The 20,199-nt window shown below is 42.4% G+C and carries 20 protein-coding genes and 1 pseudogene; 1 reads left to right on the forward strand and 20 read right to left on the reverse strand.

The window, feature by feature from the left end:
• Positions 1-230 precede the first annotated feature (230 nt).
• The 14 genes from G631_RS0117360 to G631_RS19740 form a co-directional block, all read right to left on the reverse strand.
• Positions 231-1,250, reverse strand: a complete 1,020-nt coding sequence (locus tag G631_RS0117360) for a type III pantothenate kinase (RefSeq protein WP_026490518.1) — start codon at positions 1,248-1,250, stop codon at positions 231-233.
• Positions 1,251-1,469: 219 nt separating this feature from the next.
• On the reverse strand, positions 1,470-2,120 hold the full coding sequence (locus G631_RS0117365; RefSeq protein ID WP_051197364.1) for an ECF transporter S component: 651 nt from the start codon (positions 2,118-2,120) through the stop codon (positions 1,470-1,472).
• 142 nt (positions 2,121-2,262) lie between these two features.
• Entirely contained in the window at positions 2,263-3,090 is an 828-nt protein-coding gene (locus tag G631_RS0117370) for an energy-coupling factor transporter transmembrane component T family protein (protein ID WP_026490520.1), read from the reverse strand.
• Positions 3,083-4,801 carry an ABC transporter ATP-binding protein gene (locus G631_RS0117375; RefSeq protein WP_026490521.1) on the reverse strand — a complete coding sequence of 573 codons (1,719 nt, stop codon included), beginning with the start codon at positions 4,799-4,801 and terminating at the stop codon, positions 3,083-3,085. The genes G631_RS0117370 and G631_RS0117375 overlap by 8 nt, the downstream gene beginning before the upstream one ends.
• 3 nt (positions 4,802-4,804) lie before the next feature.
• Positions 4,805-5,359: an ECF-type riboflavin transporter substrate-binding protein gene (locus G631_RS0117380; protein WP_026490522.1), complete on the reverse strand. Its 555-nt coding sequence runs from the start codon at positions 5,357-5,359 to the stop codon at positions 4,805-4,807.
• 101 nt (positions 5,360-5,460) lie between these two features.
• Complete coding sequence (locus tag G631_RS0117385) at positions 5,461-7,422, reverse strand: ABC transporter ATP-binding protein (RefSeq protein WP_035790046.1); 1,962 nt, start codon at positions 7,420-7,422, stop codon at positions 5,461-5,463.
• 38 nt (positions 7,423-7,460) lie between these two features.
• Positions 7,461-9,209, reverse strand: a complete 1,749-nt coding sequence (locus G631_RS0117390) for an ABC transporter ATP-binding protein (protein ID WP_026490524.1) — start codon at positions 9,207-9,209, stop codon at positions 7,461-7,463.
• Positions 9,210-9,276: 67 nt separating this feature from the next.
• Complete coding sequence (locus G631_RS0117395; protein ID WP_026490525.1) at positions 9,277-9,747, reverse strand: MarR family winged helix-turn-helix transcriptional regulator; 471 nt, start codon at positions 9,745-9,747, stop codon at positions 9,277-9,279.
• Between the two features lie 232 nt (positions 9,748-9,979).
• The gene (locus G631_RS0117400; RefSeq protein WP_026490526.1) at positions 9,980-10,279 is read right to left on the reverse strand and encodes a hypothetical protein; all 300 of its coding nucleotides are present in this window, start codon (positions 10,277-10,279) and stop codon (positions 9,980-9,982) included.
• Between the two features lie 146 nt (positions 10,280-10,425).
• Positions 10,426-10,638, reverse strand: coding sequence for a hypothetical protein (locus G631_RS0117405; protein WP_026490527.1), 213 nt, complete (start codon positions 10,636-10,638; stop codon positions 10,426-10,428).
• Between the two features lie 144 nt (positions 10,639-10,782).
• Positions 10,783-11,415, reverse strand: coding sequence for an endonuclease III domain-containing protein (locus G631_RS0117410; RefSeq protein WP_026490528.1), 633 nt, complete (start codon positions 11,413-11,415; stop codon positions 10,783-10,785).
• A gap of 42 nt (positions 11,416-11,457) precedes the next feature.
• Positions 11,458-12,066 carry a hypothetical protein gene (locus tag G631_RS0117415; RefSeq protein ID WP_026490529.1) on the reverse strand — a complete coding sequence of 203 codons (609 nt, stop codon included), beginning with the start codon at positions 12,064-12,066 and terminating at the stop codon, positions 11,458-11,460.
• Positions 12,067-12,090: 24 nt separating this feature from the next.
• Positions 12,091-13,818 carry a serine/threonine-protein kinase gene (locus G631_RS0117420; protein WP_026490530.1) on the reverse strand — a complete coding sequence of 576 codons (1,728 nt, stop codon included), beginning with the start codon at positions 13,816-13,818 and terminating at the stop codon, positions 12,091-12,093.
• Positions 13,819-13,887: 69 nt separating this feature from the next.
• Entirely contained in the window at positions 13,888-14,703 is an 816-nt protein-coding gene (locus tag G631_RS19740; RefSeq protein ID WP_051197365.1) for a PP2C family protein-serine/threonine phosphatase, read from the reverse strand.
• Positions 14,704-14,863: 160 nt separating this feature from the next.
• Between G631_RS19740 and G631_RS0117430 the strand changes: the two genes are divergently transcribed.
• Positions 14,864-15,781 (forward strand): magnesium transporter CorA family protein, encoded by a 918-nt coding sequence (locus G631_RS0117430; RefSeq protein WP_026490531.1) that lies wholly within the window; start codon positions 14,864-14,866, stop codon positions 15,779-15,781.
• Between the two features lies 1 nt (position 15,782).
• Here G631_RS0117430 and G631_RS0117435 read toward each other — a convergent pair whose 3' ends face one another.
• The 6 genes and pseudogenes from G631_RS0117435 to G631_RS21255 all read right to left on the reverse strand — a co-directional run.
• Positions 15,783-17,003, reverse strand: a complete 1,221-nt coding sequence (locus tag G631_RS0117435) for a hypothetical protein (RefSeq protein ID WP_026490532.1) — start codon at positions 17,001-17,003, stop codon at positions 15,783-15,785.
• 135 nt (positions 17,004-17,138) lie between these two features.
• Positions 17,139-17,333 carry a hypothetical protein gene (locus G631_RS0117440; RefSeq protein ID WP_026490533.1) on the reverse strand — a complete coding sequence of 65 codons (195 nt, stop codon included), beginning with the start codon at positions 17,331-17,333 and terminating at the stop codon, positions 17,139-17,141.
• Positions 17,334-17,766: 433 nt separating this feature from the next.
• Positions 17,767-18,942 (reverse strand): transposase, encoded by a 1,176-nt coding sequence (locus tag G631_RS0117445; protein WP_242829118.1) that lies wholly within the window; start codon positions 18,940-18,942, stop codon positions 17,767-17,769.
• A gap of 24 nt (positions 18,943-18,966) precedes the next feature.
• Positions 18,967-19,494 carry an ankyrin repeat domain-containing protein gene (locus G631_RS0117450; RefSeq protein WP_026490535.1) on the reverse strand — a complete coding sequence of 176 codons (528 nt, stop codon included), beginning with the start codon at positions 19,492-19,494 and terminating at the stop codon, positions 18,967-18,969.
• Positions 19,495-19,523: 29 nt separating this feature from the next.
• Positions 19,524-19,832 (reverse strand): DUF6572 domain-containing protein, encoded by a 309-nt coding sequence (locus tag G631_RS0117455; protein ID WP_026490536.1) that lies wholly within the window; start codon positions 19,830-19,832, stop codon positions 19,524-19,526.
• Positions 19,833-19,908: 76 nt separating this feature from the next.
• Positions 19,909-20,199 (reverse strand): annotated as a pseudogene (locus G631_RS21255) (RNA-guided endonuclease InsQ/TnpB family protein); the annotation flags it as partial.

Genomic DNA, 20,199 nt, shown 5'->3' on the forward strand with positions numbered 1-20,199 from the left:
CTTTCTATTGTTTTGCATCACTGAAGTCCTCATCTGTAATGCAAATTCTTGTTTTTTCTTATTTTTGCATGATTTGAGTCCGGCTCTGTCATGCATAACCTGACATTTTTCTTATCTTGCATGACTTATTCCCGGCTCTGTCATGCATAACCTGACATTTTTCTTATCTTGCATGACTTGAACCCGGCTCTTTCATGCATAACCTAACATTTTTCTTATCTTGCATGACTTCATTTTCCACAATTCAAGCAATAGATATATCTAAGCCCATGTAGTAACAAATCCGGCTCATAATAAACTTCAAAATCATTTTTTACATCTGATGCGCATTCTAATGCTGGCACTCCATTAGAACAAATCCAGGGAACAACAAGCTTGCCAAGGCCTCCTGTAACTACAACTTTCATGGCTGGCCTGCTCTCCATAACGTCTGCCGGAGCAATCTCGGCAATGCTTTCATTTTTGCAAGAAATCTTGCTGGAAGTCTTACTAGAAATCTTGCCAGATGTCGCATTAGAAGAAACGCCATGGACCAGTCGCCTTGCCAGTTCAGCAATCATCATGCCTGTGCCTGCAACTACGCCGCTCATCATATTAGATGCAGTATCAAGGCCCAGCAGTGAATCAACTTCGTAGGCACTAAGTTGTGGTAACTGGGAAGTGTGCGTAGCTTCTGCATCCAAAGATAATTGGACTCCTGGGCATATCATTCCGCCTATGATTCTGCCACTATATTTTTCTTCTTTTTCCACAGAATTGGTCAAATCCCTGCATGCTTGTTCTTCTGCATCTTCTGAACAGCTATCAGCCACGGTAATAGTGGTGCAGGTTCCTAGGTCGCAGACCATGACAGGTGAGCCGTACAGAGATACAGCGGCGGCCACATCTACAATTCTATCCATTCCGATGGCGCCTTCTTTGTATCTGGAAATATCAACTCCTGTACGCAGAAAAGGCCCCACTAATAGAGGCCTTTTTCCTATTATCTTTTCTAATGCATCCAAGGTTTTATCTGTGATCTCAGGAACTACAGAGGCAAGAATTGCGCCATCATATGAAGTTCCAAGAGCAGTAGATGCCTTGTCATTGCTCTGCCAATCACTCAGCAGCGCAGAAATCTCACTTACAATTTTTTCTGTAGTGTAATCTCTCTTGGTCACAATTCTTCCAGTAAACTCAAGCTGCTCGCCATCAAAAAAGCCCACCACAATATTTGAATTTCCTATATCAACTGTAAGTATCCTACTCATCACATAACCTTTTTATAAGCGTCAAATAATCTTCTGACGTTTTCTGATATAAAATCACTTAATAGTTGCCACCATTTTCGCAATTCTACGCATCAGAATATTATCGTAAATCTAAACTTTCTCCCTCAAAAAAACCGCATTTCCCCTCTTGTTACAACTAACTATTTAGTAACAGCTCTGCACGTTCTGATCAGCCAAATTTGCAGGTTGCAAAAATATTTATGCTCTTTTTAAAACTTTTGAAAGAATTACTCCAAGAGTTCCTGCCAGAAGGCATCCGATAAGGGCTTCAACTGTAGCCTGAACGCCAACCATGGCAACAACAAAAGCAAATGGGCCATGAGCATCGTATTTTGCTACAAGTCCCTGCACATAATCTGTGTTATAGAAAAAGAGGCAAAGTGAGCCCATGAAAAATACTGTGTTGAAAAGAGGCATCAAAGCTCCGCAAATGTAGTAAGAAGCCTGCTTTAACTTGCCTCTGTGAAGAGCCTTGAATAAAAAGCTAACTACAGTAGCATCTAAAAATCTTGCAACTACAGCAGTTACAAATACTCCAATTGGACTGATTGTGAAAAGTGTTGAAAGCATTCCGCTTGCTCCTGTAAAAGCGCCAGCAAAGCTGTTTAGTCCAAATACGATTCCGCAGATGATTCCTGCATAAGGACCGATGAGCATTGCTGCCAGAGCAACTGGAACAGTAACGATAGAAATCTTAAGAAATGGTGTAGGAATTGTTCCAAGAACAGTATTACCCATGATCAGTACGATTGCGATCATAAGGGCAGTCTCCACCATGTAACGAGTTTTGCTGCTAAGTCCGACTGACTCCTCATTAGTCTTGCGGCCAAGCATTGATGTGTTATCCATATTCAATTCTCCTTATTATGTGAGCTACCGTTCAGAACTATTTCTGATACAGTGCACCATAAATATATCAGCATGGGCCCTTTGAGTCAACGGGGCATTTGTTTCTTTTTAACAGAAGTTTCCTGTGCATCAATCATCGTCCTCAATTAAAAGGATTATAGAATCTACTGCCGTTGACAAAAGAAAGAGCAATAGATGCTGCTAGGATCAAGACGCAGACAATGATACTAATGTAATCCAAAGCCTTGAATTTCTGGGCCATATACCAGGTTCTCTTCTTGTTCTTGCCAAAGCATCTAAGCTCCATGGCATTAGAGATGATGTCGATCCTATCCATGCTGCTGAGGATAAGAGGAATCAGAATTGCTGAAGCGGACTTAAGTCTGCTGATGAGCGAAGCTTTCTTGCTAAGCTCAACGCCTCTTGCCTGAGATGCCTGGCTGATCTCGTGGTACTGCTTCTGAATGTCAGGAATGTAGCGAAGGGCCAGGGCTACAGAATAAGAAATCGAATAGCTGACACCAATCTTGTTAAGGGAAGCCGCAAATTCACTGGGGTTTGTAGTGCAGACAAACAAAAGAACAAAAGGAATTGTGGCAAAATACTTCAAAATATAGTTAAACTGGTAAAAGAGCTGCTCCGCAGTAGGCGCAAAGTGGCCGGAGAGCCCAAACAAAAAGGTAGTAGAGCCGTAAAGATCACATCCATGTCTTGGAGAGAAAACGTAGACCATCACCGTATTTAAAACAAGAAAAACCAGAGTAAACCACAGCATAAAGGACACATCCCTAACCCTGATCTTGCCAACAGGGAAAAGAATTATACTAAACACTGCAAGAAAGAGTAAAAGCCTGGTGTCATAGGTTGTCATAGCTGCAAAGCTCCACAGCAGAAGACATACCAGCTTTGTTGCTCCAGTAAGTCCGTGTATAGGTGATTGTTTCTCAATATAGTTAAAAAGATTATTCATGAATGTCTCGTTCTTTCCTCTCGTAATCGATAAAGCTCTGGACAAATCCCGTGCCATCTAAAATGCCGCAGTCTCCAGCCAGTTGATAAAGGCTTGTTTCCTTGAGGCTTGCCCTGTCAACAATTTCCCTATCAGTCAGAACCTGAGCGCAGCTCTTGTCTGCAATTATTCGTCCATCGGAAAAGACAATACTCCTGTCCGCATATTCCAGCATAAGATGCATATCGTGTGTGATCATGACAATAGTGATTCCCTGGGCATTAAGGCTCTTTAAAAACTCCATGATCCTTGTATAATTTCTGTAATCCTGCCCCGCTGTGGGCTCATCAAGTATCATAAGTTCTGGCTCCAGAACAAGAATAGAGCAGATCGTAACTCTCTTTTTCTGGCCATAGCTAAGAGCAGAAATAGGCCACTTACGCATCTTATAAAGGCCGCAGACCTTGAGAGCCTTCTCAACACGCTCCCTGACTTCATCCTCGGGAACGCCGCGAAGCCTGAGTCCAAAAGCAACCTCATCAAAGATCATGACCTTAGAGATCATCTGATTAGGATTCTGCATGACATAGCCCACATGCTCAGCTCTCTCCTTGATCGAAAGAGCTGTAAAATCCTGCCCATTAAAGATTATCCTTCCGCAGTCCTCTTTTTCCATGCCGCAGATAACCTTGGAAAACGTGGACTTTCCGGCGCCATTAGTTCCGACAATGGCCACCATCTCGCCCTTATTTATCGAAACGGAAATATCATTAAGCGTCTTCTTGTTGGTCTTTTCGTAGGTAAAAGATAAGTCTTCCACCCTTAAAAGCTCTTCGCCCAAAGCCGCTTTTTCTTTTCCCTTATTCTCAGTATAAAAAGCCCGCACCTTGGCCTTGTCATCTTCAGAAAGAACAAGATCAGGAAGGCTTGCAGGGTGCATAGCTGCTGTCACAGACACCTTGGAATACTTGAGGGCTGTGAGATACAATGGCTCTCTTACCCCGCACACGCTAAGAGTAGATGCTGATAAAAGCTCATCTGGCGTCGTATCTGAAACAATACGGCCATCACTCATAAGAACAACCCTGTCCACATGCCTGTGGAGCACATCCTCAAGGCGGTGCTCAATTATGACAACGGCTGCTCCTGTACTCTTTTGAAGCTTGTCAATAAGCTCAATTGCTGACTTGCCGGTTTTGGGGTCAAGATTAGCAAGAGGCTCATCAAACAAAAAAAGTGATACATCGCTTGCCATAACTCCGCCGACAGAAACTCTCTGCTTCTGGCCGCCTGACAGCTCAGAAGGAGCATGCCGCAATACCTTATCAAGGTCAAGAATCCTGGCAACCTCATGGACTCTGTCCTTCATCTGTTCCTGGTCAACACAGTCATTTTCAAGAGCAAAAGCCAAATCCTCAGCTACAGTCATGCCAACAAACTGTGCATCACTGTCCTGAAGCACAGTTCCTACCACATGGGAAATGTCAAACAAAGACATGTCCCTGGACTCTTTTCCTCCGATCAGCAAAGATCCAGTGATCTCGCCCTTGTACGAAAAAGGAATAAGACCATTCATGAGACTTGCCATGGTGGACTTGCCACATCCCGACGGGCCTGCGATCAGAACCTTCTCTCCCTTTCTTATTTTCAGATTAATGTCATAGAGCGTAGGGGATGCCTGCGCTCTATACTGAAATCCTAAATTTTTAAACTCTATAATAACATCATTCATAAATTAGTCTTCTTCTGTAAGGCTGCCCTTCTTGGGAATAGCCTTGGAATATGCGATACATACAAGGGTTCCAACTACCGCTGTTGTAATTATATTGATACCTGCTCCAGTAAGTCCCTGTAAAAATACCTTGTTGGCTGGCTCCTGATACATGAGGATATCAAGAACAGGGGCTACAACTACCCAGGCTACAAGATGAGAAACTATCTGGCCAATATTGAAAATAATAATGCCCTTAAGACCAAACTCGCCCTCATCAATCTTGAGTCTGAACATTACAAGACCCATAAGGCATCCGAACACTGCTGATGCAATAACCCAGCTCCACCAGATTCCCCAGCCGTAGCTAAAGTCAATGAAGAAGTGGCCGATAAGTCCTGCCAATGCTCCAGCGATAGGTCCGAATACTCCTGCGATAAAAGCAAGAAGACCATACTGGATAGAGATATTAGTATTAGGCACAGGACTTGGGATTGCAACAAATCTTCCTAAAACGAAGAAAAGAGCTGCGCCAATACCAGTAGCTACAATAGTCTTAACAGAAAACATTCTTTTCATACAATTTGTCCTCCTTAATGATTATCAACATAAATATATTGTACCATTGAAAAAGAGTCAATGTATAACGTTTCATTGACTCTTTTTAACTATAATTTAGATTATGCAGTTACTGATTCTTCCTTCATGCCAGTGTACAGATGGTAGTATCTCTGTTTCTTGGCGATAAGTTCATCGTGAGTTCCCTGCTCAACGATCCTGCCCTGCTCAAGGACTATGATGCAGTCACTGTTACGGACTGTTGAAAGCCTGTGGGCAATGACAAATGTGGTTCTGCCCTTCATCAGCTTGTCCATACCATCCTGAACAATCTTCTCTGTTCTGGTATCGATTGAAGATGTAGCCTCATCAAGGATCAGAACTGGCGGATCAGCGATAGCTGCTCTTGCAATAGCAAGGAGCTGTCTCTGGCCCTGGGAAAGGTTTGCTCCATCTCCAGTGAGCATTGTGTCGTACCCTTCAGGAAGCCTTTTTATAAAGCTGTGTGCATTTGCCAGCTTGGCTGCTGCAATAACCTCTTCATCTGTGGCTCCCAGCTTACCATAGCGGATATTGTCACGAACAGTTCCTGTAAAAAGATGTGTATCCTGAAGAACAATACCAAGAGACCTTCTAAGATCTGCCTTCTTGATCTTGTTGATATTGATGTTGTCGTATCTGATCTTACCATCCTGGATATCATAGAATCTGTTGATAAGATTGGTGATGGTGGTCTTACCTGCGCCAGTTGAGCCAACAAAAGCAATCTTCTGACCTGGAAGAGCATGAAGTACAATGTCATGCAGAACCATCTTTTCATCTGTATATCCAAAGTCTACGCCATTAAAGGTAACATCACCCTCCATAGGCTGATAAGTTGTTGTATCAGTTGCCTTGTGATAATGCTTCCAAGCCCAGTGTCCTGTGTGATGATCTGCCTCAACAACCTGACCATTCTTTTCCTCAGCATCAACAAGCATAACGTAGCCATCATCAGTTTCTGGCTGCTCATCAAGAAGCTTGAAGATACGCTCAGCTCCGGCAAGAGCCATGATGATTGAGTTAAACTGCATGCTGACCTGGTTGATAGGCATACTAAAACTCTTATTAAATGTAAGGAAGGAAGCAAGTGCACCTACTGTAAATCCTACAGCAACGCTGTTAGAAAGAGCTATTGCGCCACCAATCATTGCGCAGATAACATAGCTGGTATTACCAAGCTGGGCATTTATAGGGCCAAGAGCGCCTGAATAAGCATTAGCCTTAAATGCGCTCTCGCAAAGCTCTTCGTTGAGCTTATCAAACTGCTCAATACTCTCCTGCTCGTGGTTAAAGACCTTAACAACCTTCTGGCCTGTCATCATCTCCTCGATGTAGCCATTAAGAGCACCGATGTTCTTCTGCTGAGCTACGAAGTTCTTGCCAGATGCCTTGGTAGCCTTGGCTGAGCAAAACAGCATTACCCCAACCATAATAAGTGTCACTGCTGTAAGTGGAATACTCAACACGATCATGGATGCCAGCACACTTACAATCGTTATTGCTGAATTAAGAAGCTGTGGTATACTCTGGCTGATCATCTGCCTCAAGGTATCAATATCATTGGTGTAGATTGACATGATATCGCCGTGAGCATGTGTATCAAAGTACTTGATAGGAAGACTCTCCATATGTGTAAAGAGCTCTTCTCTAAGTCTCTTTAAGGTTCCCTGATTTATAAAGATCATAGTCCTTGACTGAACATATGCAGCAATTATGCCAAGTGCATAAAATACAGCAACTCTCGCCATAGCGCCAAGAAGTGGGCCATAATCAGGAACAAAGCCTGCAGGATCTGCAATTCTTGCATCAAGCATTGGCTGAATGTAACCATCTATCAGAGTCTTTGTAAAAAGAGTTCCCTGAACGCTGGAAAATACTGTCACAAAAATGCAGACCATAACAACTATCATATGTATAGGATAGAATTTAAAAACATATCCCATTATTCTTTTAAATAATTTGCCAGGGTTTTCAACCTTGGGCCTTGGCATTCCGCGTCTGTTACCGCCGTTTCTGCCTTTTATCTCTTTAACTTCTGCCATTTCTTTATCCTCTCTAAATGCACAATGAACTTACGCTCTCAGCTCGCACTATCAAAATCAGCATCACCGCTTGCTCCAGTCTGTGACTCATAAACCTCGCGGTAAATGTCATTATTCTGAAGAAGCTCCTCATGAGTTCCAAATCCGTTAACCTTACCATCTTCCATGACGATAATGCGGTCGCAACCCTGAACTGAACTGATTCTCTGGGCAATTATCAGCTTGGTTGTTCCTGGAATTTCCTCAGCAAAGGCCTTTCTGATCTTGGCATCTGTACTGGTATCAACAGCACTTGTTGAGTCATCCAGAATAAGGATCTTGGGCTTTTTAAGAAGGGCTCTGGCAATACAAAGTCTCTGTCTCTGTCCACCTGAAACATTGGTTCCGCCCTGCTCAATCTGCGTATTATAGCCCTCTGGCATTTTCTCTATAAATTCATCGGCGCAGGCCATGCGGCAGGCGCGCTTACACTCTTCTTCTGTTGCATTCTTGTCACCCCAACGGAGGTTATCAAGAATACTTCCTGAAAAGAGGACATTCTTTTGCAAAACAACTGATACCTGGTCTCTTAGGACTTCCAGATCATAGTCACGTACATCCCCGCCGCCAACCTTGACAGTTCCCTTTGTTACGTCATAGAGTCTGCTGATAAGGTTAACAAGTGAAGACTTGGCAGATCCGGTTCCACCTATGATACCGATGGTCTCACCAGATTTTATCTCAAGATTTATATCTTTTAACACAGGTTCTTCTGAAGTCTGGTTGTAAGCAAAGTCAACGTGTTCAAAAGAAATACTTCCGTCTGCAACACTACGTATAGCGTCTGGCTTACTGGTTATAGATGCCTTCTCCTCGATAACCTCAGCAATACGCTTGCCGCTGGCAGAAGCCATGGTCAGCATGACAAAGATCATACCCAGCATCATCAGGTTCATAAGGATAGTCATGCAATAAGTCAAAAGACTCATAAGTTCGCCTGTTGTAAGGCTTCCTGCAACTATCATGTGGGCACCAACCCAGCTCACAAGCAGAATGCAGATGTAGATTGTTCCTGTCATGACAGGACTTATGTAAACGATGTTCATCTCGGCCTTTACAAACATGTTGTAGATGTTAAGTGCCGCCTTCTTGAACTTGTTATCCTCGTAATCCTCACGGACATAGGCCTTAACAACTCTGATGGCTGAAACGTTCTCCTGAACACTCTCATTGAGCTCATCGTACTTCTCAAATACCTGTTTAAAATACTTGGTAGCCTTGTTCATAATGTAAACCATAAGAACTGAGAGGAACAAAACTGCTACCAGGTAGATGCTGGCAACCTTTGCATTGATCATCATGGCTGCAACCATGGCAATCACAAGAGAAGCAGGGGCTCTCATAGCCATTCTCAAAGTCATCATATACGCGTTCTGGATATTGGTAACATCTGTAGTAAGTCTTGTTACAAGTCCGGAAGTTGAGAACTTATCAATGTTGGAAAAAGAGAAAGTCTGGATATTATCAAACATTGCCTTTCTCAGATTCTTGGCAAATCCAGTTGATGCCATGGAGCCATAGTATGCTCCGCCAAGGCCTGCCAAAAGGCCTAAGATAGCTATAACTACCATCAGGGCACCTGTGCTATAGATAACGCCCATGTTATTGCCATATATTCCCTTATCTACAATCCTGGCCATGAGAATTGGAATGACCATTTCACATATAACCTCTCCGATCATACATATCGGAGTAACTATTGATGGCAGTGTGTACTGCTTTATCTGTTTTAATAATGTGCTAAGCATATAAACAAAATTCTCCCTTTATAAATTTCTAACAGATTCGTCAAAGAATCCACAGCTTACGCTAAGTTCACAGCTTATTCATGTTATCAATCACCTTGTCCAATAAATACCTCAGCTGCGTGATCTCCTCATCACTAAGGCCATCCACAAGAACCTGGTTGTTAACACTCCTACGCTCCTTACTCCTGATGATGAACTCTTCTCCCTTGGAAGTGATGGCTATATTTCGGTATTTCCTGTTGTCAGGATCCACCACAACCTTGACCATCTCTTTATCCTCAAGCCTCTTTAAAAGACCTATGGTTGTAGGGTGCTTTATCTGAAGAGCCTGCGAAATGTCCTTCTGCGTAACCTTTTTATCTTTATTCTCCCAGAGATAGGAAACAAGGATCATCTGGGAAAAAGTCATATCCTCATCACGAAGCTGCTTGTTCAGCATATTGGCAAAGCCTTCGTGGATGAGCCTGAACTTAAAGCCAAGAGGTTCGTGTTCTTTGTCCCTCGAGAACCCTTTCCCCTCTTTATCTACACAAGTCATCGTCACCTCCTTACGACCGGCAAATAAGCAAGCATCCATTTGCTTACTGGTCTTGTGTAAAAAAAGTAAAAAAACAACATGTAGCTAAGTACATATTACATAATACGTAGCACGCTACATGTTGTCAACCTAGACAAAACAATTTCATTTTTATTTAATTATCTGACCACAATATGTTCACATTTTCTTTCTGTCTGCTTACAGTTACACACATATATGGTCCTGTATTTCGTCAGCTTGTGGTGATGACGAGCTTCTGAGGCTGAACCTGTCTGGCCTCACCCTTTCGTCCTCTGCTGACAATGCTCTCACCGAGGTTTATCATCTGAGCTCCCGATGCCATTGCAGCCAGGATCTGATGAACAGCATCCTCATAGTCTGCTGCCTCCATGGGGATAACATAGTCATGATTCAAATGTTCAGTTGAAAGAATTGCTGATCTGTACCTGGTATCATATCTGATTCCGTAAAAGGTACATATTTCGGTATTTAGCATTCCATTGCTGTCTGCACACTGCATTGCTATATACATAGGCACACCTCACATCTGTCAACGCGTCCTTGGTTCCTATTTGCTATTGCAAGATATATTGTAATATCGCACAGTTGTTCTCAATAATATGATAATGCAATTTCATAAAAAGGGCAAGCACGCATGCTTGCCCCATAAGTTACTCTTTATTTACCCATTGACGCAATAAGCGCATCAATCTCTGCCTGTGACAACATCTTGCCAGAATCGCCTCCTGATGGAGCTGCTGCCGCCGGCGCACCACCTGCACCCGGCACCTGTGATGGAGAGAAACCACCTCCGCCACCGGCCTGTGAGGATTTACCCATTATGCTAGCAAGCAAAGCCTGCTGTTCAGCGCTAAGTCCATTAGTATCCATTCAGTACCTTCCTCTATATACTATATATCGTAGATTCAGTCCTATAACCTTAGTTTATTATCCTAGAATAAATATTCCTAGTCAATACAACCACGTTTTCTTTAATGGCAACTTAATAAAAATCTCATAATTTGCTTAGATATTTCATAATTTCGCAGATTTACAAATATCCTTAAGGCAGCACTTATCACACTCTGGCCTTCTTGCCACGCACACTGCCCTGCCATGAGTAACAAATCTGTGGCACAGGGCATTACCTTCTTCTGGAGGGATAATTTTCCATAGCTCTTTTTCCACCTTGGCAGGTTCCTTGATATTATCAACAAGACCTATGAGGTTGCAGAGCCTGATGCAATGTGTATCTGTAACTATGGCTGGCTTGCCATAAACATCTCCAAGAACAAGATTGGCGCTCTTTCTGCCAACTCCAGGAAGTTTCAATAGTTCTTCCATTGAGTCTGGAACAACACCATGGTATACATCTCTTAGCATCTTCATGCAGGCAGATATATCGCGAGCTTTGGAATTGCCAAGTCCGCAGGGCCTTACTATCTCTTCTATCTTCTCAACCGGCGCATCTGCAAGGGCCTCCAGAGTTGGGTATTTCTCATAGAGAAGAGGAGTTATCATGTCTACTCTCTTATCTGTGCACTGGGCAGCAAGGCGGACACTTACAAGAAGCTGCCAGGCCTTGTCGTAGGCCAGAGTACATACCGCATCCGGATATTCTTTTTTTAGCCTTTCAATTACTTCAAGAGCCAGTTTCTTCTTGGTCATAAGCTCACCTCGCAAACTCACTTTTCATCTGCTCTAGTGCCGTCAGGTTCTTTCTTCTCTCTCGATCACAAAGCCTGCCTTACTGATTGCTGCTTCATTCCTATTATCCTTCTTACTGTCAGACGGTGCAACCGCCCCAGGTGCCGCCCCAAGCACAGTGGTTCCATTTGAAACATCAGCTCCCAGTACTGTAGTTGCATCTGATGTCTCTGCTCCCAGTACTGTAGTAGCCTCAGAAGCGCCACCGAAAGATACCGCAGCATCAGCGCTGCTCTGTCCCAGAAGCACAGTCTGATTTGGATCCATCTGACTCTGCCCTTGATTTAAAAGAACTGTCTGATCACCACCAGGCTGTGACAATCCGCGAAGCTTGGCAGATAGTGAAAATGCCCCATTACCATCAAGGCCCTCAGAAGTATTCCAGGAAATAGCTGCTCCCTGGCGCTTTTTTCGAAGGTCTGCCTGGACTGTACCAGCCTGGGCCTCTTTTCTGATTTTCTCTATATCCCTCTTGGCCTCACTTCCTGAAAGGACCGCAAAATCTCTTTTTATATTAAGTTTAAACCACAGGATTAGCGTAAGTATCAACATTACCACCGCTGATACTCCCATGATCACTGATAAAAGCTTGTAATATTCTATATTTCCCATTTTATCCTATAACCTAAATCTTCTTTACTTGCCCGCCGCAATATTAAGACTCTTTCTTGCAACCTCAAATGCACTCTTGGTCTTTTTAACTTTCTCTTTTACCATGTCAGAGCAATTTGGATCAGACAAGATATCTTCGTCCAAATGCACTAAAATGGCATCCATCTCAGCCACTATATCTTCGTACTTGACACCTGCCTTGAGGAATTTACTGGAATAATTATCAATCTGAGAAGCAATCTCATTGTAAATTACCATAGCTGTGATAGCATTGTCTTCCTCAGCAATATTGCCATCTGCAAGAGCCACAAGGTCGCTCCAGATCACATCGTATTTAACCTTTGGATCTCCGCTTGCAGTCAATTCAGCATTAGGATCCTTGTCAGAATCCCCACCAGACTTATCCCCTGGCCTTACCATACGATACTCAGCAATCTTGTTGAGCCTTTCTGCTCTAAGCTGCTGGCTCCCTGACAAAGTGCCCTGATCTGCCGCTACCTTGAGCCACTTGGAAGCCTGAGGATTACTGCCGCCTTCATAGGTGTAAAAATAAGCAACTCCAAGTCTATAGGCAACTGTAGCATAGCCCTCTTTGTTTGTGGCTAGTCTCTCGCCAATGGTGCCATTTGAAGTTTCCCTGATAAGAAGCCCTCGAACTCTTTCATCCTCCTGCCTTGTAAAAACATCATCTGCAAGAATCAGGTTATCAAGCATCTCAACATAAGCTCTTGTATTTTCAGGGTCCATTTCTATAGCCTTGGCATAGTATTCAAAGGATGTAGCATCATCCTCTTCTCCTCTGCCCTCTGCTATATAGTACTCATAGTTCTGTTTAGCAAGTGTATCAGACTTATTATGAAATCCCAGTGACAGTCCGCCAAATATAAGTGTCAAAGCCGATGTAGCCAGGAAAAGAGATACTCCCAGCTTGGCTGATTTCTTGTAGTTTTTGTCAAGTTCCTTGTAATGCTGAAGATCATACATAACCTCAGCGCAGGACTGATATCTGTCTGCAGGGTTGTTCTGAATACACCTTGTTATGATCTGCTCAAGGCCAGGTGACAACTGCTGATCCCAGTATCTGATGGGATAAAACTCGTAAGGGGGCTCACTTGGATTGTGGCCTGTGACCAGATGATAAAGAGTTGCTCCCAGATTATAGATATCTGTTCTGGCATCAGTCTGTCCTCTTCCACCAAACTGCTCCGGAGCCGCATATCCCTTGGTTCCAAGATAAGATGTATCGCCGGCCTGGCTCTCTTTGTACTCTCTGGCAATACCAAAGTCGATAAGAGTAATGGTTCCATCAGGGCGGAGCATGATGTTGCCTGGCTTAAGGTCTCTATAGATAATAGGAGGCTTTCTGGTATGCAGATATTCAAGAACATCGCACAGCTGAATTCCCCAGTCTATTACATATTCCTGAGGCTGAGCACCCATAAGATTAAGAGCCTTTTCAAGGGTATTACCCTCGATGTAGTCCATAACAATAAGAAAGCGCCCTTCCTCCTCAATAACATCGATAATGCTGGGAAGATAAGGGTGCGATAGCTCTTTTAACAAATTAGTCTCTGTGATAAGACTCTGTCTGACTACCTGAAAATTAGTAGATGTGTCCTTGCGGACCTCCTTGATAGCCCACTGCTTGTTGGCCTTCTCGTTCATGGCAAGGTAAACCGTACTCATACCGCCCTTGCCAATAACGTTCAGGACCTTATATTTATCTCCAACTAAACTTCCAATTTCTAACATGAATATTTCCTAACTAATATTTAATTTTGTTTCTAATAAAGAAACAACGTTAAAGCGATAAATGTCCCATTACTGACAGCAAATAAGGACACCCGTGATATTATCAGTCTCTCCGCGACTCTTGACGGTCTCGATAAAGCCAAGGAGCCTTGACTTCATAGTGTTCTCGTCAGCACAAACTGATGGGCGCAGTTGTCCGCATGCCTCGTCAGCTCTTAGCTTGCGCCACAAGCCATCGCAACATAGCAAAATAGTTGTAGGCTCATCAATCCTTCCTGTGACGATCTGGGGATAAACATTCCCGGATGCACCAAGGCACTGCAGAAGGACACTCTTCTGTGGGCTGTTCTCCGCTTCCTGAGGGGTTATAAGGCCTCTATCTAACATATTCTGAACTACGCTCTGATCGTGTGTCAGCTGATCACACCTGGTCTCAGTAAACTGGTATGCCCTGGAATCCCCGATATTCATGATAATGAACTCATTTTCCATGGCAAAAAAGCTCACAACAGTAGATCCAAGTGTCAGGCCGTTCATAGAGCCGTAATCCAGAAGTTCTTCGTTGATATCCTGAGCCAGAAGTAGCCACTGTCTCTTGATCTCTTCCATGATGTCAATGCCTCTGCTATCGCTATCATCAAGCTTCTCAGTGACATTAACCGGTGACAGCGCCTGTGGAAGACCTGATACAAACCAGTTCTCAAAAGCCTCTACTGCCTTGCTGCTGGCAACCTCTCCGCAGGAAAGGCCTCCCATGCCATCGCATAAAACCCCAACTACGACTCTGCCGTGCTCGCTGGTATTAGCAACCTTCACCATTGCAGAATCCTGATTAACTTCCTTGACTGTACCTTTGTCAGTACATATACAAACTTTATATTCCATACTTGTCCTCTTTATAACCGTGGCTTTTAACTATTCCAGCCAGCCATACCATTGTAATATTTACGGTTAGTTATTTCAATTACAAACTGTGAATGTTATTATGATGAGGGTGTCAAAAGTATATTTTGCCACCTGAAGATATTTCCTCGGGAGGTGCCTCATGTTTTTCCTTATAAAAAACCAACTTGAAGAATGTAGTGCCGAGCAGTGTCACGATGCTGCAGAGCCTTATGTAGCAGTCCTTACCCCGGCTCAGTGGGCAGAGACCAATGAAAACTTTGATATGGGGCTGGATTTTGATCCAAACGGAGAAGAAATCTACACCACCAAGGCAGAAGTTAACTACGATTCGTTAACTGGAACTTTCTGCATTCCTACTCAGTCAGCAAGATCTGCAGAGCCTCAGAAGTTTGCATTTGTACTTGATGAAACAGGAATTGTATTTATAGATGAGAGCGATGCCGCCCTTAGGCTAGTTAAGAGGATCCAGCATTACAAGAAGTGGAAAAAGCCTTGTCTTGAGCGCTTTTTGTATGATTTTTTGGAACTTATTATTCACAACGACCTCAGGATCATGCAGAAATATGAGCTGGAGCTGGACAGTCTGGAAAAAGAGATCATGTCTAACGCAGAATCAGCTCACATGGAGCGAAATAACGATATCCGCGGTGATATAAGAGATCTGCGTATCCATTACGAGCAGCTTCTAGATCTTGGACAGGAGCTGGAAGAAAATGAGAATGGTTTCTTTTTGGAAGACAACCTGAGATATTTCCACATGTTCTCAAGCCGTGTGGACAGGCTCTATGACTCCGCAACTCACCTTAGAGACTACACGATCCAGCTAAACGACCTGTATCAGTCTCAGCTTGATGTAAGGCAGAACAGGATCATGACAGTCCTTACTGTGGTAACAACCATCTTCATGCCTCTTACACTTATAGTTGGCTGGTATGGTATGAACTTTAAATACATGCCAGAGCTGGAATCCCGCATGGGTTATCCGGTAGTCATCATACTAAGCATATTGATCGTTGTAGGAAGTCTTACCTTCTTTAAGATAAAAAAGATACTGTGAGTCAGGAAGTAGCAAGTATAATCCTGCTCTCCCTTAATGTCTGGGACTGCTCATAGTCATACTCAATTGTATTTATGTTAGCCATAGGGTATAGCTGACGCAGCTTTTTAAGGGCTCCGCGCTCTGCCACGTGGCTAACAAGGCATCCAAAAGGGTGTACGATAAGTATCTTGTCATACCCCTGCTCTATCATATCCATTGCTTCTGCCAATACAAGCCAGCCATCTCCGATATTGTAATACTCACTTAATATAGGTGTAGCCTTCTGACGCATGTCATTAAATAGCCTGTCCGATAGAAATCCATTCTGTAAAAGAGCTCGTCTCACCTGAGCTTGTATCCTGATCAAATAATCCATCACAAGCTCATACCCTTTCAGCAATGCTCTGGAAGCGCCCTTTAGCTCCGCAGACTTCATCTCAGTGTAAACTACGTAAACGCAATAGTTCAAAAAGCCTTCCATCCTTGATTCCATGCCATTTTTATGCAAAAAATCTTCCAAGTGCCTGTTCCCTATTGGCGAGCATTTTATATAGATCTCTCCGCAGATGCCCACTCTCTTAAGCGGTCTTTCCTCTCTGGAAAATCTTGGAATCTTAAGAAAATCACTTATAATCTCACGATATTTCTTTTCCCTGAAAAAGAGATTACGGCAGGAAGAAATATCCTGGGATAGAGCCTTTATCCACTTGTCATAGACTTTTTTCGTGGCACCCTCTTCCTTCTCGTAGGGTCTTATCTGCTGAAAAAGAGCCATGAGAAGATCTCCGTAGCACACTGCTGCCACAGCGCCAAAGAGCATCATAGGCCTTATCTTAAAGCCAGGGTGAGACTCAGCGCCTGAAAAATTCAGGGAAAGAACCGGGATCTTATATCCGCTTCTCTTAAGGCACTGTATTATAAGATCGTAGTAATTACCTGCTCTGCAGGCGCCTCCAGCCTGAGGTTCCAGAATTGCAATCCTCGAAACATCCGTATCAGGGCTTTTTAAGTGCGTCATCAGATTTCCGATTATATCCATAGCGCAAGTGCAATAGCTTGAATTTACCAGTGATAGCATCTCCGCCGGAAATTCCTTGTACTCTGGCACAACAGCTAGTTTGTAGCCGCCTATAGAAAATGCTGCACTAAGAAGTTCGTTGTGATAGTGCAGCATATCAGGCATATATATGGTATGAGTCTTCCTCATACTTTTTGTAAACCGGATATTGTCTTTATTCATTTTTGTCCATCATTCTTTTCTCCACAGTGACAGGCACTTTTTCCCTAGATGTTCAAAGGCGCACCCGCCTTCTCCTATTCCACGCCTTCCTTTACTTTTTTCAGTTCCATCAGTGGAACTGATCATCTTAAAAGCTTAAGCTTTTAGCCTTTGGGGATCCTTGGCATAAAGCTCTATATATCCGCATTCCGTGCATACATTGCAAATAACATCTGCCCTTTTTTCAGAATCAAGTATACCGTTCCTCTTATTCTTCAAGATCAGCGGATAAATACTGTTTCCAGTAAGCTCTGCCTGGATCATCTCGCACTCACATTTTACACATTTCATTCCTTTTCTCTCCATTTATCAAGTTACTTTATTTATTTCAGAAGCCTCAACACCCCATGGCAAAAGCTTTTCCTCAATCAGCAAAACATCTATCTTATTGTTTGTTCCTAAGATAGACGATAGCAGATCTATATTAGTAATAACCTCAATCGAATACTCATCAGAAATGTTATACGCCAGATTTCCAAGTACGCTAGTTACATATTCTTCGTCTGTACTAACCAGTAATAATTTTTCATTTTATTCTTTCCTTAACAGCCTTTGTATCTATAACCTTGTGAACTACTCCGACTTAATAATTCGTATTTGAAGTCGGAGCTTCCTGCTTCAACCACTACTGCATTGGCTACGATGATACGTAACTCAACGTCTTACACAATGTCCACAGGCGTATAAGTTCGGGCTAATTCCATCCCTACTGTAATATTTGATTTTAAGCTACTTCAGTCAGTAATCGTAATCCTTCGTTCAAGATATTGATAGCTGCATTTTGGTCTCGATTCATCGTAAGACCACAATCGCATACCATTTTACGAATGGCTAAATCCTTCATTTCTGGATGTATCGTACCGCAACAATGACAAATTTGTGATGACGGGAACCACTTATTTACTTTGACAAGATACTTATTTCTGTCAGATAGCTTATATTCAAGCATAGATAGGAACATACCATAGCCGTTATCAAGAGTGGCTTTGCCGTTACCAAATCCTTTATTTGACATAGACTTCATGTTCAGAGATTCTACGCATACAACATCGTACTGATTGGCTATCTCAGTAGATATTTTATGCAGATTATCTAATCTCTGATTAGCGATATGTCTATGTATTTTGTTTACTTTACGGAGTTGCTTTAGATAATTATTGGATTTGATTTCATGCTTTTTAGAGCCTTGCATACGTAACAGCCTACGTTGTGATTTAGCAAGCTTATCATGGCTTTCACGATAGTATTTATGGTTAGTACCTACGTTACCGTTATTATCTACGTATAAACCATCAGAAGCATAGTCCAAACCGATAGCATTGTTTTTATCTACCACATAAGTGTTTGCGATATCTTCAAACTCAAAAAGTACAGAGATGTAATATTTACCATCTGATTCCTGTGATACAGTGGCAGACTTAATAACCCATCTATCATCAGGGATGCGATGGATAACAGCTTTTACCTTACCAATCTTAGGAAGTTTGATGTACTGGTTGTCTATGATAGCAACAGTACCTTTCTGATTGTTTGTAGTATAAGACTTACGGCTATGCTTGGCAGACTTGAATTTAGGAAATCCGTTCTTCTTTTTACGGGATTTACTAAATGTATTACGGAATGCAGCCTGTAAATCCATCTGCTTATTTGCAAGAGCAAGACTATCCACTTCTTTGAGATAAGGATAATCTTTTTTGTATTTGGCAGGTGTTACAGTTGGAAACTTACCTGTAGCCTTATAACTTTCAATCTTATCGGAAAGCATGAGGTTATAGATCTTACGGCAACAGCCGAAGGTCTTGGCAAACATAACACTTTGTTCAGTTGTGGGATATGCTCTGTATTTGACAGCTCTGTTCATGTATACAATCATAACAAACATTTGTTCTTTTGCCAACATAATAAGTGCCGTGTTTATCGCAATTCATCCCCCCCACCTATAGAGGTGGGGGATTTCTTGCTCACGGCGTGTTAAATAATCTGCAATTTTAGTCTGGCCATACTGTCTTGCAAACTCATAAGCATCACAGGATTCCAGTTCTCCAATAGGATAAGCAGCAGTTATATCAATACCATTTTCAACAAGTAGTTTTACAACATCAAAATGTCCATTATAAATTGCAGCAAATAAAGGATTTTTTTCAGCAGTGCTTACATCCAATACAGCACCATTTTGAATCAATAACTTTACTATATCCAAATGTCCCTTAAACGAAGCATCCTTTATAGCGCCACCATCAGTTACTCCAGTACACTTATTCACATCTATTCCACGCTCAAGCAAATACTTAACTATATCTATTTTTCCCTGTGCAGATGCCATTTGTAACCATGTTCCAAAAGGTGTTTCTACATCAAGCATATCTGGATTTTCTTCTAGAATACTCTTAACTGCATCGATATTCCCTTGTTTTATCGCTTGTCTAATTTCCCTGATCAATTCTTTATCCATAATACGTAAGCTTTATTCCATAGATGTTTTCATTTGGTTGCAAAAACAAAATTCATGCCATTATCCTTTACCCATGAATCTATCTTTTTCAGCCATAAGACAAATCCTTCACTTGGCTGACATGGCATAATAAGCTTGATATTTACATTGTCTTTTACAACTGATGGAAATTCCTTTTTAAACTCTGCTCCACCAACATATCCCATGTAATTTTCTATTTTATCTAACAAAATCTCTTGATCTTCCGGAGAATCGTCAATCATTTTATCCATTACAATGACTAAATCTAATCCTCCATCTGATCTTTTCCCTATAATATCTATTGTATTAGCATCCACTGTATCTATATCCCTTTCAAAGCCAGAAAACTATTATGAACGACCCTCACCGACTCCACGTCGGAAAGGGTTTCTGTTATGCCGCATGGCGGCATGAACCTGCAGGATGCTCTACGCACACTGCAGAACAGGGCATGTCCACTATACCCCTATCCCATTGGCTTACCTTTGGGAATACTTTCCTTAAGATGTTTGCAGCTCCATTTATGTCTGCATTTGTTATTGTACCATCGTAGTGCCTGTAAAGTCCTCTCTGTATCCTCTTTCCTGAGAAAAAGTAGTTTCCTGAACTGTTCTTTTCATACACAGGGATATAGTCTTTTGCAAGAAAGTCTGCCTTTGATGTGTAGCTTTCTTCCGTGAGAAC

The organism is Butyrivibrio sp. XBB1001, from assembly GCF_000424505.1.
Classification (GTDB): Bacteria; Bacillota; Clostridia; order Lachnospirales; family Lachnospiraceae; genus Butyrivibrio.

What these genes read in the sequence shown, in the direction of transcription:
- G631_RS0117360 (WP_026490518.1), bottom strand. Translation starts at nt 1,250, where the DNA reads ATGAGTAGGATACTTACAGTTGATATAGGAAATTCAAATATTGTGGTG.
- G631_RS0117365 (WP_051197364.1), bottom strand. Translation starts at nt 2,120, where the DNA reads ATGGATAACACATCAATGCTTGGCCGCAAGACTAATGAGGAGTCAGTC.
- G631_RS0117370 (WP_026490520.1), bottom strand. Translation starts at nt 3,090, where the DNA reads ATGAATAATCTTTTTAACTATATTGAGAAACAATCACCTATACACGGA.
- G631_RS0117375 (WP_026490521.1), bottom strand. Translation starts at nt 4,801, where the DNA reads ATGAATGATGTTATTATAGAGTTTAAAAATTTAGGATTTCAGTATAGA.
- G631_RS0117380 (WP_026490522.1), bottom strand. Translation starts at nt 5,359, where the DNA reads ATGAAAAGAATGTTTTCTGTTAAGACTATTGTAGCTACTGGTATTGGC.
- G631_RS0117385 (WP_035790046.1), bottom strand. Translation starts at nt 7,422, where the DNA reads ATGGCAGAAGTTAAAGAGATAAAAGGCAGAAACGGCGGTAACAGACGC.
- G631_RS0117390 (WP_026490524.1), bottom strand. Translation starts at nt 9,209, where the DNA reads ATGCTTAGCACATTATTAAAACAGATAAAGCAGTACACACTGCCATCA.
- G631_RS0117395 (WP_026490525.1), bottom strand. Translation starts at nt 9,747, where the DNA reads ATGACTTGTGTAGATAAAGAGGGGAAAGGGTTCTCGAGGGACAAAGAA.
- G631_RS0117400 (WP_026490526.1), bottom strand. Translation starts at nt 10,279, where the DNA reads ATGTATATAGCAATGCAGTGTGCAGACAGCAATGGAATGCTAAATACC.
- G631_RS0117405 (WP_026490527.1), bottom strand. Translation starts at nt 10,638, where the DNA reads ATGGATACTAATGGACTTAGCGCTGAACAGCAGGCTTTGCTTGCTAGC.
- G631_RS0117410 (WP_026490528.1), bottom strand. Translation starts at nt 11,415, where the DNA reads ATGACCAAGAAGAAACTGGCTCTTGAAGTAATTGAAAGGCTAAAAAAA.
- G631_RS0117415 (WP_026490529.1), bottom strand. Translation starts at nt 12,066, where the DNA reads ATGGGAAATATAGAATATTACAAGCTTTTATCAGTGATCATGGGAGTA.
- G631_RS0117420 (WP_026490530.1), bottom strand. Translation starts at nt 13,818, where the DNA reads ATGTTAGAAATTGGAAGTTTAGTTGGAGATAAATATAAGGTCCTGAAC.
- G631_RS19740 (WP_051197365.1), bottom strand. Translation starts at nt 14,703, where the DNA reads ATGGAATATAAAGTTTGTATATGTACTGACAAAGGTACAGTCAAGGAA.
- G631_RS0117430 (WP_026490531.1), top strand. Translation starts at nt 14,864, where the DNA reads ATGTTTTTCCTTATAAAAAACCAACTTGAAGAATGTAGTGCCGAGCAG.
- G631_RS0117435 (WP_026490532.1), bottom strand. Translation starts at nt 17,003, where the DNA reads ATGAATAAAGACAATATCCGGTTTACAAAAAGTATGAGGAAGACTCAT.
- G631_RS0117440 (WP_026490533.1), bottom strand. Translation starts at nt 17,333, where the DNA reads ATGAAATGTGTAAAATGTGAGTGCGAGATGATCCAGGCAGAGCTTACT.
- G631_RS0117445 (WP_242829118.1), bottom strand. Translation starts at nt 18,942, where the DNA reads ATGTTGGCAAAAGAACAAATGTTTGTTATGATTGTATACATGAACAGA.
- G631_RS0117450 (WP_026490535.1), bottom strand. Translation starts at nt 19,494, where the DNA reads ATGGATAAAGAATTGATCAGGGAAATTAGACAAGCGATAAAACAAGGG.